Origin of the sequence: Campylobacter concisus, assembly GCF_002165785.1 — a bacterium.
Lineage (GTDB): Bacteria > Campylobacterota > Campylobacteria > Campylobacterales > Campylobacteraceae > Campylobacter_A > Campylobacter_A concisus_W.
In genome coordinates this window covers 195,516-209,910 of sequence record NZ_NDYO01000004.1, presented here as the reverse complement: position 1 = coordinate 209,910, position 14,395 = coordinate 195,516, and the positions used below count along the sequence as shown (strand labels likewise).

Here is a 14,395-nt window from a genome sequence, read left to right as displayed (position 1 = left end):
AAATGTGTTATTGCTCTTGTTTATACAAAATTCTGCCACAATGCGGACATGTAACGATATCTTCACCCTTGATAACAGCAGAGAAAGTTTTGTCATTTATCTGCATAAAGCAGCCATAACAAGCTTGTTTTTTTACAGGAACAACAGCCGTATTGTGAGCCCATTTTCTAATTTTTTCATAAAATGCGAGAATTTTTTGATTCATAGTGGCGATAAGCTTGTCTTTTTTAGCATAAACTTCTTCACGTTCTTTCCCTATATTTTCAAGCTCAGATGAAGTTTTGCTCTTTATATTTTTTAAATTCTCTTCAAGCTCAGCTTTTTTTGCACCAAGCTCATCTTTTTGACTGTTTTTACTATCTATTAGCTTCTCAAGTCTAGCAATCTCTTCATTTGCTGCTTCAAGTTGCTCTTTTGCAATATCCTCTTCAAGACTTAGAGCTTTTATCTCCTTTTCACTTTTTGCACTTGAGCTTTTTTTGGCTACATCTTTTATCTTTGCGCTAAACTCGGCAATATGAGCATTTGTGCCTGATTTTTGAGATTTTAGGTCATTTACCTCTTCATCTAGTCTTTCTATATTAACCGTTATGGTTTCGCACTCTTCTTCTATATTTTTATAAGCCTTTTCTATGTCTTGAATGCGTGGTATAAAGCCATCTATTTGTTTATCAAGATCAGATAATTCAACTAATTGTTGTAAGTATTTATTCATAATGTTTCCTTTTTTTGTTAGCAATATGTAAATGGATTTTTAGAATTGCGTATTATAACTTCAATTTTCAGATTTTGCAAATATTTTGCTAAAAAATCACCAAAATAACGTTCACTTTCATAGTGATTTATATCGATTAAATTTAGCCCGTTTTCCTTTGCATAAAGAGCTTGGTGATACTTTAGATCGCCTGTCAAAAAGGTATCTGCTTTGACTTCTTGTATGAGATCTGCGCCGCTTCCAGTGCAGATACAAATTTTAAAAATTTCATCTTTTGCATGAACTACTCTTAAATTTTCTAGCCCAAGTTTTTCTTTTACAAATTCACAAAGCTCGCTAAATTTCATCTTCACATCAGCATAGATCAAAAAGCCCTCTTTGTTTGAAATTTCAAGCCCCAAAACCTGCGTCACAAATTTTTCATTTAAAAATACGAGGTCAGCATTTGTGTGAAGCGAGATGAGCGAGATATTTTTTATCATCATCTCCCTTACGAGTGAGCTTGGATAAAGGCTGTAGTCTAGGCTTTTTAGTCCCTTAAAAATAAGCGGATGGTGAGTGATGATGAGCGAATTTGGCAAGACATTTTGCAAAAGTTCGCTATCTAAATCAAGACTTAGATAAATTCGCTCAAATTCGCTATCAAATGAGCCAACTTGTAGGCCACTATTATCCCAGGACTCTTGGCTCGCAAACGGGCAAATTTCATCTAAAATTTTATAAATTTCAGCTATTTTCATAAAATTTTACTTTTGTTCTAGGCTCTCTTTATAAGTTAGCGCACACTCTTTTGCAAGCTCTCGAATTTTTAAGATATAGTCTTGCCTTTGTGTAACACTTATCGCCCCACGAGCGTCAAGAACGTTAAATGTATGAGCCGCAAGCATGCAATAATCATATGCCGGCAGTGAAATTTTAGCCTCTAAGCAGCGTTTGCACTCGTTAAATGCGTTTTCAAACTGGTTAAAAAGCATATCAACATTTGCTACTTCGAAGTTGTATTTGCTCCACTCATACTCACCTTGTTTGTGAACGTCGGCATAGGTTACGATGTTTCCATTTGAGTCATCCCAAACGATGTCGTAGACACTATTTACATCTTGTAGATACATGGCCAAACGCTCAAGGCCGTATGTTATTTCGCCAGAGATCAGCTCGCATGCGATGCCGCCCACTTGTTGAAAATACGTAAACTGAGTCACTTCCATGCCATCTAGCCAGACCTCCCAGCCTAGCCCCCAAGCGCCCAGCGTTGGGCTCTCCCAGTTATCCTCGACAAAGCGGATGTCATGATCTTTTAAATTTAACCCAAGCTTTTCAAGACTTTTTAGATAAAGCTCTTGGATATTTTCTGGACTTGGCTTTATAAGCACCTGAAACTGATAATAAGCACCTAAGCGGTTTGGGTTTTCGCCGTATCTACCATCAGTTGGACGGCGAGATGGGGCAACGTATGCAGTAGCCCACGGCTTTGATCCGAGGCTTCTTAAAAAAGTCGCTTGATGATAAGTACCAGCACCAGCAGGCATGTCGTATGGCTGAAGTATAACGCAACCTTGCTCTTGCCAATAGTTTTGAAGGGTTAATATTATTTGTGAAAATGTCATTGCTTTCCTTTTAAAATTTTACTTTACATAGTGTATAACTGCACCAGGTCCTAGTGGTAGATCAAAAACGTACCAAAATGACATTAGTGCTGTCCAAGAAATTAAAAATGCAACCGTATAAGGAAGCATAATAGAAACCACTGATCCGATTTTTAACTCTTTATTGTATTTTTGCATAAAAGCTACTATCAAAACAAAAAATGGCATCAAAGGCGTTATGATATTTGTAGTAGAGTCGCCTATTCTAAAAGCAGCCTGTGTAAGCTCTGGCGAGAGTCCAAGATTCATAAACATTGGTACAAAAATCGGAGCCATCATCGCCCACTTTGCAGAATCAACAGCTATAAATAAATTTATAAAAGCGATCAAGAAAATAAAAACTATGATAAGGCTAAGTCCAGTCAATCCAATCTCTTTTAGAAAAATGGAACCTTTGATAGAAAGCACTAGCCCAATATTTGAGGTATTAAAAAGATATGTAAACTGAGCTGCGAAAAATATCAAAACCAAAAATCCTGATAGCTCAGAAATAGATTGCTCCATAAATTTTATGGCGTCATTACTGCTTTTTATACTCCTAGCACCTACACCGTAAGTTACGCCTACCACTATAAAAAGCAACATCATAAAAACAACAATAGAATGCATAAAAGTAGATTTCATAAAGCTTTCATTGCCTTTTGCTCCAAATAAAGAGCCTGAAGGCAAAATAGCCACAAGCAATAAAATTACAAAAACAATCAACGCTATTAGCGAAAATTTTAAGCCACGTTTTTGCTCTGCACTTATCTCGCTATGCTCTTGTAAGCTAAAATCACCCAAAAAATCAAATTTTCCAAGCCTAGGCTCTACGATTTTATCTGTCACAAACCAGCCAACAAATACGATCAAAAATGTCGAAGCGATCATAAAATACCAATTTGCAGTTGCTAGTACCACATAATCCGGATTTAGCACGCTAGCTGCTTGCATAGAAAATGCCGCAAACATCGGGTCATTTGTACCGATTAATAAATTTGCCGACCAGCCACCGCTAACACCAGCAAAAGCAGCAGCTAGTCCAGCAATTGGATGGCGACCAAATCCAGCAAATAAAATAGCTCCAAGCGGAATTAGCACGACATAGCCAACCGAGGAAGCAACATTTGACATTACGCCAAGGAAAATAACGATTGGAGTTACCCATATTTTGGAAGATTTTAAGGCAATCTTTGTCATAAGTGCTGACAAAAGTCCGGACTTGTCTGCGATACCAATACCTAGAATAATCGCAAAGACTACTCCCAAAGGATAAAAATTAGTAAAATTTTTAAGCACAGACGAAACAAAAGATCTAAGACTATCAGCAGAAAGCAAATTTATAACATTTGCATTAAGCTGTGATATTTGTCCGTCTTTGATAGCCTGATAGCTTACACCAACGCCCATCTTTTCTAATACAAACGATATTATTATCGTAATAATCGAAAGATAGATAAAAAGCATAGTTGGATTTGGTAATTTGTTACCAAAATTTTCGATAAAACTTAAGATTGAACTATTGTTTTTTTTATTCATTTTTCCTAACCCAAAATAGATATAAAAATTTTTATCTCGTCGCTGCCGTAAAGCTCAAAGTCTGTTTCATAGGCTCTTTTTAGCTCACTACTTTCAAAATGCTTCCAAATTTCACCCCAAAATTTTGCAACATTTTGTGGCTCACTCGGAAAGCTAAAAACGGCATATTTGCCACTTTTTATCTCTAAAATTTCATCACTTTTGTGGCTTGATCTTGTGCCGATGAAGTTATCGTAATATCCATCAAGATCGCTTTCATAGTTGCAGTAAACGCTATAAATTTCACTCTTGCCATCATAGTGTTCACTCATAAATTTAGACCATAAAGCCGGAATTTTACCCTTGCCGTCTATCTCATCTTTATTTTTAGTGCGAGTTTTTACTCCGTAAATTTCAAAGCTTTCCTCTAAATTTATAATCTTCATAAACTACTTTTGTCCGTTAAAATTTTCAACCGCTTGGTTCCACATGAGCTTGTATTTTCGTTTTAGAAATTCAACTTCATCCTGTGAAATTTTAAGCTGTTTTGTAAGCGTCTCGACCGTTTTTCTATCCTCATCATAGAGTTCTTGCATCGAAATGAGCGCCTCTTTTAAAAATTTATTCTCATTTCTTAAAGTCTCAAGCGTCTCATCCTTTGCGTCAAGCACCTTTTCGTGTAAATTTAGTATCGTTCCGATCGTCTTTTCAACGAAGCTGATACCATCTTGGCCTTGCGGTTGCATAGATAAATTTTGCGAAACACTAGGCACAACACTCATCGTTCCCTCGCTCGCTTCTATCAAAATTTCTCCATTTTCCTCTTTGGTTTTCAAAACGCCACGATTTATCATATCCTCGATAACTTCGCGCTCCAAGTGCACAAGTTTGCAAAATTCATCAACTCCAAGATAGGTCTGCACCGCTTCTCCTTTTTACAGTATCACTTCAACCTTTGAAGAGTCTTCCTCTAAGGCCTTTATCTTTGCCTCTCTATCGGCTTTGAGCGCATTTGCTAGCCCCTCATCTTCAAGAGCTAAAATTTGCACCGCCAAATAAGCTGCATTTATAGCACCAGCCTTGCCGATAGCTAGAGTTGCCACTGGCATACCACTTGGCATTTGTACCGTTGAGTAAAGTGCGTCAACGCCGCTCAGAGCTGAGCCTGCCATAGGTATACCGATAACTGGCTTGGTTGTATTTGCTGCGATTGCACCAGCTAGGTGAGCCGCCATACCAGCAGCCGCAATAAAGACTTTTGCACCCTTTTTCTCAGCATTTGCGACGTACTCGCTCGTTCTTTTTGGACTTCTGTGAGCTGAGCTGATTATTAGTTCATATTTTACGCCAAATTTTTCTAGAGTTTTTGCCGCTTCACTAACGATCTCGTAATCACTCTTACTTCCCATTATAATAGAAACAAATTTCATATTTTCTCCCTCAAAAAGCTAAATTTTGGTAGCTTGACACCAAGACTTATCTCGTTTTCATTGCCACTATGAATTTCGCTCATAACTTTACCTTTTTTAGTTATAAGCTGTTTAAATTTGATAAATTTCTTACCATCTTGTGAATAAATCTCAGAAATTTCATTTTCACTATCTTCTGTAATCGATCCAGTAGGAGCCACGATCTCGTAGCTATTGCCTGGAAAAATTTTATATTTACACTTAAAAAACTCGCCATCTTCGCTTATTGCATTTACCTGATGTGTACCCTCTTCTAGGCTGCTAACGTGATTTTGCGTATCGGTTCGCTCATAAGGTCTATGAACTAAGTATCCATCCGTAAAGCCACGATTTTTTAGTGTATTTATCTCATTTTCATAAATTTGTGCGTCAAATTTATCGTCCATGGCATCATCTATCGCCATTTTATAGGCTCTTGCTGTGCAAGCTGCGTAGTACTCGCTCTTTGTGCGACCTTCTATTTTTAGGCTATCTATTACGCCACTATCAACGATCTCTTTAATGTGAGAGATGAGGCAAAGATCTTTTGAGTTCATAATATGAGTACCGTTTTCGTCCTCTTCTAAGCGGAAAAGCACACCGCTCTCTTCGTTTTTAGCGTAAAGTTCATACTTAAACCTGCAGTCGTTGGCACAGCTGCCGCGATTTGACATACGTCCGCTTTGCACTGAGCTCACCAAACACCTACCAGAGTAAGCAAAGCACATCGAGCCATGTACAAAAATTTCAATATCAAGAGTTGGAATTTCTTCTTTTATCTTTATGACATCTTTTAAGTTCATCTCGCGTGCTACGACGATACGTTTTGCACCCATGTCATGATAAATTTTTGCATCAAGCACATTCATAACGTTTGCCTGAGTTGAGAGATGTATCTCGATATCAGGAGCGATGGCTTTTGCTAGGCTCATAACTCCTGGAGTTGCGATAATAAAAGCATCTGGCTTCATAGCCGAGATAGTCTGCAAGTGCCTTTTTAGTGGCTCGATCTGAGAGTTAAAAGGAAAAGCATTTATGGTCGCATAAAATTTCTTTCCCTTTGCATGCGTGTAGTCTATCGCCTCTTTGAATGTTTCAAGGTTAAACTCCCTTGCTGATCTAGTCCTTAGTGAAAAGCTAGCCACCGAGCCATAAACAGCGTCAGCTCCATACTCAATGGCGATTTTAAGTTTTGTTAAATTTCCAGCTGGAGATAAAAGCTCAGGCCTTTTTAGCACTATTTTTTACCCAAACTTTCTATCAAGGCTTCGATATCATCGTTGCTGACAAGATTTTCAGTCGTTGTATCACCAGCGATGTGAACAGCAGAGCTAACACGCTTATCATCGTCGATTTTACCTTCAAATAAGGTATTCATATATTTACTTAGCGCTCTCATAACGTTGATAACACGCTCTATCTTTTGTCTGTGGATGTCTTGATACTGCATCATATCCATAGCCATCATGATCTCATCTTGTCCCATTTGTAAATTTCCGATGATATTATCGATCGTGCCAAGAAGCGAGTTGTTTTTCTCCAAAGCCTCACTAAATGCAGCGATATTTGGAAATTTCTCGCTTAGTGTCGTAAATAGCTCAATATTTGAGTTTATTGTGTCTTTTAGGCTATTTGAGTCGCTCTCAGCGTCCATAAAAAAGTTATTTATCGTCTCAAGCTTGTCAAACATCTGAGTAGCTTTTTCTTCGCTATCTCTTGTTACGTCATCAAGCTGATGAACCATTTTGTGATCTTCCGTTGGTGGTGGTGGTGGCCAAACACCATCTGCACTTACTCTATAGTTTTCTACATTCTTTGAATTACTTTCTGATTTTGACTGTGGCTCATCTTTAGTATCAATTGCTTCTGCAACTTCTGTTACCTCGTCCGTATCCTCTTTGACGTCCGCAACCTCTTGGCCAGCATCTTCTTTAGCATTATCTAACTCATCATCTAGCCCACCTGCCATAAGTGCGTCAAGTTCCTCTTGGGTCATAAAAGCTCCTAATAAAATTTGGCTTGATTATATAGGATTTAAATAAAAAGTAAGTTTAAAGGCAATGCTTTTATCTTTAAATTTATAAATTTTTAGATAGCATTTTTAAAAATAAACGACCTTAAAAGGCTAAAAATGACCATCGATCTTCACAACCACACGCCACTTTGCAAGCACGCAGTTGGAGAGCCAAGAGAGTATGTACAAAACGCAATAAAAGCTGGCACAAAATACTTTGGCTTTAGTGATCACGCACCGATGAATTACGATGAAGCTTACAGAATGAGCTTTGATGAAATGCAAGGTTATGAAGATGAAATTTTACATTTAAGAGATGAATTTAGCGGTGAGATAGAAATTTTGCTTGGCTATGAGATGGATTTTTTAGATGGATTTATGGATGAGCGAGTTTTTGCTAGAAAGGTTGATTATCTAATAGGCTCTGTGCATTTTTTTAATGGCTGGGCATTTGACAATCCAGAATTTATCGGTGGTTACGAGGGCAAAGACTTAGATCAAATTTGGCAAGAGTATTTTGATCATGTAGAAAGATCGGCCAAGCTTGGCAAATTTGACATTATGGGGCATATTGATCTTTTAAAACTTTTTAAATTTTTGCCAAAGAAGGATGTTAGGATTTTAGCTAAAAATGCAGTAAATGCGATAAAAGAAGCAGATTTAGTTGTTGAGATAAATGCCGCTGGCTTTAGAAAACCTATCGGCGAGCAATATCCAAGCCTGAATTTACTTGAACTAATAGCCGAAAAAGATATAACCATCACCTTTGGCTCAGACGCTCACACAAAAGAAGATATCGGTAAAAATGGTGAAATTTGCGAGCAAATAGCTAGAGATTTAGGTTATTCAAAATGTGCGATATTTAAAAATAGAGATAGAGAATTAGTAAAATTTTAGATTGGGTTCAAATATAATATAAATTTAATCTTAAATATTAGGTTTTATGATAGAATACGAAAAATTTAAAAATTAAAAGGAGAAAAAAGTGGGAAAATTTGTCCAAAATATAGATCATTTTTTTGATTTTTGTAAAGAAAATGAAGTCAAATTTGTAGATTTTAGATTTACTGATTTAGGTGGTGCTTGGCATAGCATTAGCTACAACATAAAAGCTGTTACGAAAGAAAATTTTATAAATGGCATCCCAATGGACGCTAGCTCTATGCATGGCTGGCAACCAATCGATAAGAGCGACATGATAATGAAGCCAGAAGCTACAACTGCATTTTTAGACCCATTTACTTCTGATATTACAGTTGTTGTTTTTTGCGATATTTACGACATTTACAAGGGTCAAATTTATGAAAAATGCCCTCGCTCAATTGCCAAAAGAGCAATGCAATATGTAAAAGACAGTGGGCTTGGTGATGAGGCATATTTTGGTCCTGAGAATGAATTTTTTGTATTTGATAATGTCAAGATCATCGACAGCCCAAACTGCGCGATGTATCAAGTAGATAGCGAAGAAGGCGAGTGGAACGACGCTGCAGACTTCAAAGATAGCTACAACACAGGTCACCGCCCACGCAGAAAAGGTGGCTACTTGATGACTCAGCCAATCGACAGCATGGTCGATCTAAGAGCTGAGATGATGCAGGTTTTAGAGCAAGTTGGTCTTGAAGTATTTTTAGGACACCACGAAGTCGCACAAGGTCAAGGCGAGATCGGCGTGAAATTTGGTAACTTAGTCGAGGCTGCTGATAACGTTCAAATTTACAAATACGTCGTTCGCATGGTCGCTCACCTAAACGGCAAGACAGTTACATTTATGCCAAAACCACTCTATGGCGACAATGGCAGTGGCATGCATGTGCATCAATCAGTCTGGAAAAATGGTAAAAATTTATTTTACAAAGAGGGCAACTACGCAAATTTAAGTGACTTTGCAAGACACTACATCGGCGGCGTTTTAAAACACGCAAGAAGCGTTGCAGCCTTTACAAACCCGAGCACAAACAGCTACAAACGCCTAATCCCAGGCTTTGAAGCGCCATCTATCCTCACCTACTCTAGCCAAAACCGCTCAGCAAGTATCCGCATACCTTATGGCTCAGGTGAAAAGTCAGTTAGGGCTGAGATGAGATTTCCAGATAGCACAGCAAACCCTTATCTAGCCTTCTCAGCAATGCTAATGGCAGGACTTGACGGCGTCAAAAACAAATACGAGCCAGTTGGTCCGATGGATGAAAATTTATTTAAACTTCATCTTGATGAGATCAGAGAGCGTGGTATAGAGCAGCTTCCACACACACTTCGTGGCAGTTTAGAAGCACTAATTCGCGATAATGAATACTTAAAACCAATAATGACCGATCTTTTCATAGACACCTATCAGCACTTCAAATTTGAAACTCAAGTTTGGCCTTACGAAGCACGCCCAACCGCTTATGAGTTCAAAACTTGCTTCTCTTGCTAATCTAGCAAATTTTGCCTTGGCATACACGCCAAGGTATTTTTTAAAAATTCATACAAAAATACAAAATATTTAATATAAAATTTTATGTATTTTTATTATAAATTTTAAATCTAGTCGGCTATGGATCGTTATAAAAAGGGATATTTTTTATTTTTTTGCAAATACACTAGGAATTTTATGCAAACATATAAAAATTTATCCGCCTTCATTAAACTAAAATAAAAAATTTAAAGCCAATTAAATATATAAATAATCATAAATTTATGCCTTTTTTTATAAAATCCTTGAACTTTATAAAAAGGATACCGCATTGCAAGCACTAGCTTTGAAATATCGCCCTAAAAATTTTGATGAACTTATCGGTCAAGAAGCAGTTAGTAAAAGTCTTATACACGCACTTGACGAGGGTCGCATAAGCCACGCATATCTATTTTCAGGGCTTAGAGGAAGCGGTAAAACTTCAAGTGCCAGGATATTTTCAAAAGCTTTAGTGTGCGAAAAAGGACCTACTTCAAAACCATGTGAAGTATGCCCACAATGCATAATGGCAAATGAGTCAAGACATATGGACATCATCGAAATGGACGCAGCTAGCCACAGAAAGATAGATGACATAAGAGAGCTAATAGAGCAAACAAAATATGCTCCAGCAATGGCAAGATATAAAATTTTTATAATCGATGAAGTGCATATGCTAACCAAAGAGGCATTTAATGCTCTTTTGAAAACGCTTGAAGAGCCACCAAGCTATGTAAAATTTATCCTAGCGACGACTGATCCATTAAAACTCCCAACAACGGTGCTTTCAAGAACGCAGCATTTTAGGTTTAAGCAAATAAGCAGATACAGCATCATTAAACATCTTGAGTTTATTTTAAGCAAAGAAGGCATTAGCTACGAAAAAGAGGCGCTTGAAATTTTAGCAAGAAGTGGCGGTGGATCGCTAAGAGATACTTTGACACTTCTTGATCAAGCTATCATTTACGGCGCAAATAATGTCACGGCAAATGGCGTAGCATCGATGTTAGGACTTCTTGATCCAGAAAAGATCGAAGAGATAATAACTCATGTTTTAAATCATGATAAAAATGCTATCAGAGTGCTTGTAAGCGAACTTGAAAGCTATGATCCTGAGATGATAATAGATGAAATTTTGGCAAATTTAAAGCAAAAATTTATAGAAAACGACTCAAAAATTTCACTACTTGTTTATGAGAGATTTTTTAGGATTTTGGCACAAGCTAAAGGTATGTTAAACGTAAGTAGCGACAATGGCTTTGTACTAATGCTAATGCTTTTTATGATGATAGAAGCTCTAAATTTACAAGATATCGATGATGCTATAAATGAAGTGATCTCAAAAAATAGCGAAAATTCCACTCAAATCGCAGAAGTCATCACTCAAAAAAGCCAAGTAGCTCCTGCTAAAATGCAAGGTCCATACGAACTCTTTTTAACAAAAATTTATGATAGAAATTACGATCTTGGCGAGTTTTTTAAAGAATTTGTAGAATTTAGCTTTTTTAATAACAATGAGCTTGGTCTGATAGTAAATGCAAAAGATGAAAATCTTGAATATTTTAAGAAAAATTGGAAAATTTTAAATGAGATATTGCGTACGCTTTTTGGACAAAATGCAAAGATAGTAAATGCAAAGAGCGATGAACAAAAAGCACAAACTAATACGCCTAAAGCCTCTTTAGAAAACAATGAAAAAAGCGAACTAGACGAGCTTGATGAGGAAATTTCAAGACTAAATGCAAATAACGTTGAAACTAAAAATGAGCCAAAAACAGAGATAAAAAGCGAGCTGCAAAACGAGAAAAATAACTTTGCTTTGATGCTAAATAAAGAGCCAAAAACGCCAGAAGAGCTTCAAAGGCAAAGAGAACAAGGTGTGCTAAAAGAAGCCAATAGACTTTTTGGCGAGCCAACGATTGAGAGCTAAATTTTATCTTTATTAGACCCTGCTCTTTTTTTGAGAGCTTCTTTTTTGCGAAGCTCTAGCTCATAAGCTTCATTTAGCGCTTCTTCATCGTCTAAATTTGCTCCGTCTAAAAATTTTCGGTAGTCCTCAAATTGTTTATTTTTTATCCCCCAAAGCACGCCAAAAAGCAAAAATGCTCCCATCAAAACTGAGATAAAAACTAGCATCGCAAGTGTCGCACTATCCATTATTTTTCCTTAAATTTTCTAACAATATAAAGCGAGTTTAAGATAACACTTAGCGAGCTAAGCGACATAAAAAGCGCAGCAAATAGCGGAATGACGTAGCCACATACGGCAAATGGCAGAGCAAGAACATTATAAAGAAGACAAAAGAGCAAATTTTGCTTTATCGTTTTGTAAGTAAATTTTGAGATTTTTATGGCCTTTGCTAGACTTTTTAAACTATCATCAAGTAGCACTACATCGCTTCTTTCTAGGCTTATCGCTGCCCCACTTCCCATACAAATGGCAACATGAGCAAGGCTAAGCGCTGCTGCGTCGTTTATGCCATCCCCTACCATTAGCACCTTTTTGCCCTGATCTTTTAGTTCGCTTATAAATTTAGCTTTCGTTTCAGGCAACATCTCTGCTCTAAACTCACTCACGCCAAGCTCATCTGCTACGTTTTTTACTACTTTTTGTACGTCGCCACTTAAGATACACACTTTCATGCCAGCGCTCTTTAGCTCGTCTATCAAGGCCCTTGCCTCGGGCTTTACACTATCTTTTAGGTAAAATTTCGCCACTAGCTCACCATTAAGCCCCACAAAAAAGCTCACATTTTCTTCAGCTTCATCAAAACTAATACCATTTTCAACTAAAAATCGCTTGCTTCCTGCATAAAATTTTTTACCCGAAATTTCAGCCTCAACACCCTTTGCCACACTTAAATTTGTATTTTTAAGCTCTATTTTCCTTGCGCCTTTTTGCTTTAGAAATTTAGCCACTGCCACGCTTATTTGATGATTTGATATAAGAGCTAGCGAATAAATTTCATCTAAGTTTATGCTCTCTTTTATGAAAAAATCACTAACTTCAAATTCTGCCTTTGTGAGTGTACCAGTCTTGTCAAATACTGCTACATCGCACTTTGCAAGGCTTTCAAAAAATTTAGCCTCCTTAAAAAGCACTCTATTTTTAAAGGCCACACCAAGGGCACAGACACTACTAACTGGCGTGGCAAGCGCAAGCGCACAAGGGCAAGCGATCACGATGACGCTAACAGCCGTGACAATAGCTTCTGAAAAGCCAAATTTAAAGTACCAAAACCAAAATGTAAAAAATGCTAACGTCAGCACGCTAAGAGAAAATTTAGAAGCGATTTTATTGACTACTAGCTCGATATTTGGCTTTTTTAGCTCTGCATTTTGGAGCAAATTTATAAGCTGATTTAGATAAGAATTTTTAAAAATTTTCTTTGCTTCGTAGATGATTTGTCCATTTTGGCAAATGACACCACTTTTCACCTCTTGCCCCACTCCCAAGGTCACAGGCAGGCTCTCTCCCGTTAGACTTGAGCTATCCACGCTTGCCTCGCCACTAAGCACTACTCCATCAAGTAGCGCCCTCTCGCCAGATCTTAGCACGATCTTTTCGCCCAAATTTACATCTCTTGGCTCTTTTAAAACATCCTTACCATCTTCTAAAATACATACCTTTGCAAGCAGCATATCATTTAAGAAATTTGAAGTCTCAAGTGCCTTTTTCTTACCCAAAATTTCTAAAAATTTACCGATAAAAACAAAGGTGATGATCATCGCAACTGAATCAAAATAGCTCTCGCCACTCCTCGTAAACATCGCATAAATCGAGTAAATATAAGTAATGCTAGCTCCGGTGATAACAAGCAGATCCATATTTGGCGAAGTGTTTTTTATGGCTATCTTTGCTCCTTTGAAAAACTCGCTACCGGTATAAAAAAGTACAGGCGTTGCTAATACAAACTGTGCAAAGCTTAATATATCTTTTATGTCGCCTCTTATGCCACTAAAATACCCACTATACTGAGCAATAGCTAGCCACATAATGTTCATCGTAGCAAAGATACCAACTAGCGCTTTTGTGTAAAAATTTCTTCTTTTCTTGGCTAGCTCGTCCTCTTTTTGACTCGTAGCATAAGGCTTTGGAACGTAGCCAACGGCATAAATTTTTTCAATTATTTGCTCTACCAAAAGCTCTTGCTCATCAAAAACAATGACCGCTTTTTGATTAAGCGAGTTGATATTTACCTCCAAGACGCCAGGCAAGCTAAAAAGTGCCTTTTCAAGTAGCCAGATGCAAGCTGAGCAAGTGATGCCATCGATTAAAAATGAAATTTGACTAAAGTCGCCCTCTTTTGTCACAAGCTCACTAAAATTTGCCGCTAAATTTTTGATATTTGCACCGTTGCTTGCCGGTGTAAGTGTATTTTTATCAAGACGTTCATAAAACTCACTAAGCCCATTTTCATTTAAAATTTCATAAACGCCTTTGCAACCAACACAGCAAAATTTAAGTCCGCTTTCATTTGAGATCATCACGCTTTCATCAAATTTTAATCTACAATGAGCACATCTACTTTGTGGCATTTTTACTTTCTTTTATCTAAAATTTTTACCAATATTGTTGCATCGCATGCCTATTACGCACCATAATTTAAATACATAAATTTGAAGCAGACAAACTGCAAAA

At 37.3% G+C, this 14,395-nt stretch carries 14 protein-coding genes; 3 read left to right on the top strand and 11 right to left on the bottom strand.

What is annotated here, in order from left to right; all coding sequences use genetic code 11:
• Window positions 1-7: 7 nt before the first annotated feature.
• The 9 genes from B9N62_RS03750 to B9N62_RS03710 are packed head-to-tail and all read right to left on the bottom strand — an operon-like array spanning window position 8 to window position 7,302.
• Window positions 8-715, bottom strand: coding sequence for a zinc ribbon domain-containing protein (locus tag B9N62_RS03750; protein WP_054196578.1), 708 nt, complete (start codon window positions 713-715; stop codon window positions 8-10).
• Between the two features lie 17 nt (window positions 716-732).
• The gene (locus B9N62_RS03745) at window positions 733-1,455 is read right to left on the bottom strand and encodes a Nif3-like dinuclear metal center hexameric protein (protein WP_087584431.1); all 723 of its coding nucleotides are present in this window, start codon (window positions 1,453-1,455) and stop codon (window positions 733-735) included.
• Window positions 1,456-1,461: 6 nt separating this feature from the next.
• Window positions 1,462-2,322 carry a glycine--tRNA ligase subunit alpha gene (gene glyQ / locus B9N62_RS03740; protein WP_087584430.1) on the bottom strand — a complete coding sequence of 287 codons (861 nt, stop codon included), beginning with the start codon at window positions 2,320-2,322 and terminating at the stop codon, window positions 1,462-1,464.
• An 18-nt stretch (window positions 2,323-2,340) separates the two neighbouring features.
• A complete protein-coding gene (locus B9N62_RS03735; protein ID WP_087584429.1) occupies window positions 2,341-3,879 on the bottom strand; it encodes an AbgT family transporter in 1,539 nt (512 codons plus the stop codon).
• A gap of 5 nt (window positions 3,880-3,884) precedes the next feature.
• Window positions 3,885-4,304 carry a GyrI-like domain-containing protein gene (locus B9N62_RS03730; RefSeq protein WP_087584428.1) on the bottom strand — a complete coding sequence of 140 codons (420 nt, stop codon included), beginning with the start codon at window positions 4,302-4,304 and terminating at the stop codon, window positions 3,885-3,887.
• 3 nt (window positions 4,305-4,307) lie between these two features.
• Window positions 4,308-4,781, bottom strand: coding sequence for a DUF3972 domain-containing protein (locus B9N62_RS03725; RefSeq protein WP_087584427.1), 474 nt, complete (start codon window positions 4,779-4,781; stop codon window positions 4,308-4,310).
• 12 nt (window positions 4,782-4,793) lie between these two features.
• Entirely contained in the window at window positions 4,794-5,288 is a 495-nt protein-coding gene (gene purE / locus B9N62_RS03720) for a 5-(carboxyamino)imidazole ribonucleotide mutase (RefSeq protein WP_087584426.1), read from the bottom strand.
• A complete protein-coding gene (locus B9N62_RS03715) occupies window positions 5,285-6,544 on the bottom strand; it encodes a peptidase U32 family protein (RefSeq protein ID WP_087584425.1) in 1,260 nt (419 codons plus the stop codon). Before B9N62_RS03715 ends, purE begins: the two co-directional genes overlap by 4 nt.
• Entirely contained in the window at window positions 6,544-7,302 is a 759-nt protein-coding gene (locus B9N62_RS03710) for a chemotaxis protein (protein WP_087584424.1), read from the bottom strand. The genes B9N62_RS03715 and B9N62_RS03710 overlap by 1 nt, the downstream gene beginning before the upstream one ends.
• A gap of 135 nt (window positions 7,303-7,437) precedes the next feature.
• Between B9N62_RS03710 and B9N62_RS03705 the strand changes: the two genes are divergently transcribed.
• The 3 genes from B9N62_RS03705 (at window position 7,438) to B9N62_RS03695 (ending at window position 11,684) form a co-directional block, all read left to right on the top strand.
• Window positions 7,438-8,217, top strand: coding sequence for a histidinol-phosphatase (locus B9N62_RS03705; RefSeq protein WP_087584423.1), 780 nt, complete (start codon window positions 7,438-7,440; stop codon window positions 8,215-8,217).
• Window positions 8,218-8,305: 88 nt separating this feature from the next.
• Window positions 8,306-9,736, top strand: a complete 1,431-nt coding sequence (gene glnA, locus B9N62_RS03700) for a type I glutamate--ammonia ligase (protein ID WP_087584422.1) — start codon at window positions 8,306-8,308, stop codon at window positions 9,734-9,736.
• 310 nt (window positions 9,737-10,046) lie between these two features.
• Window positions 10,047-11,684 carry a DNA polymerase III subunit gamma/tau gene (locus tag B9N62_RS03695; RefSeq protein WP_087584421.1) on the top strand — a complete coding sequence of 546 codons (1,638 nt, stop codon included), beginning with the start codon at window positions 10,047-10,049 and terminating at the stop codon, window positions 11,682-11,684.
• Here B9N62_RS03695 and ccoS read toward each other — a convergent pair.
• Both ccoS and B9N62_RS03685 read right to left on the bottom strand, forming a co-directional pair.
• Window positions 11,681-11,911 (bottom strand): cbb3-type cytochrome oxidase assembly protein CcoS, encoded by a 231-nt coding sequence (gene ccoS / locus B9N62_RS03690; RefSeq protein ID WP_087584420.1) that lies wholly within the window; start codon window positions 11,909-11,911, stop codon window positions 11,681-11,683. The two genes, B9N62_RS03695 and ccoS, sit on opposite strands and share 4 nt — an antisense overlap.
• The gene (locus B9N62_RS03685; RefSeq protein WP_087584419.1) at window positions 11,911-14,292 is read right to left on the bottom strand and encodes a heavy metal translocating P-type ATPase; all 2,382 of its coding nucleotides are present in this window, start codon (window positions 14,290-14,292) and stop codon (window positions 11,911-11,913) included. Before B9N62_RS03685 ends, ccoS begins: the two co-directional genes overlap by 1 nt.
• Window positions 14,293-14,395 lie beyond the last annotated feature (103 nt).

What these genes read in the sequence shown, in the direction of transcription:
- B9N62_RS03685 (WP_087584419.1), bottom strand. Translation starts at nt 14,292, where the DNA reads ATGCCACAAAGTAGATGTGCTCATTGTAGATTAAAATTTGATGAAAGC.
- ccoS (WP_087584420.1), bottom strand. Translation starts at nt 11,911, where the DNA reads ATGGATAGTGCGACACTTGCGATGCTAGTTTTTATCTCAGTTTTGATG.
- B9N62_RS03735 (WP_087584429.1), bottom strand. Translation starts at nt 3,879, where the DNA reads ATGAATAAAAAAAACAATAGTTCAATCTTAAGTTTTATCGAAAATTTT.
- B9N62_RS03730 (WP_087584428.1), bottom strand. Translation starts at nt 4,304, where the DNA reads ATGAAGATTATAAATTTAGAGGAAAGCTTTGAAATTTACGGAGTAAAA.
- purE (WP_087584426.1), bottom strand. Translation starts at nt 5,288, where the DNA reads ATGAAATTTGTTTCTATTATAATGGGAAGTAAGAGTGATTACGAGATC.
- B9N62_RS03705 (WP_087584423.1), top strand. Translation starts at nt 7,438, where the DNA reads ATGACCATCGATCTTCACAACCACACGCCACTTTGCAAGCACGCAGTT.
- B9N62_RS03710 (WP_087584424.1), bottom strand. Translation starts at nt 7,302, where the DNA reads ATGACCCAAGAGGAACTTGACGCACTTATGGCAGGTGGGCTAGATGAT.
- B9N62_RS03750 (WP_054196578.1), bottom strand. Translation starts at nt 715, where the DNA reads ATGAATAAATACTTACAACAATTAGTTGAATTATCTGATCTTGATAAA.
- B9N62_RS03745 (WP_087584431.1), bottom strand. Translation starts at nt 1,455, where the DNA reads ATGAAAATAGCTGAAATTTATAAAATTTTAGATGAAATTTGCCCGTTT.
- glyQ (WP_087584430.1), bottom strand. Translation starts at nt 2,322, where the DNA reads ATGACATTTTCACAAATAATATTAACCCTTCAAAACTATTGGCAAGAG.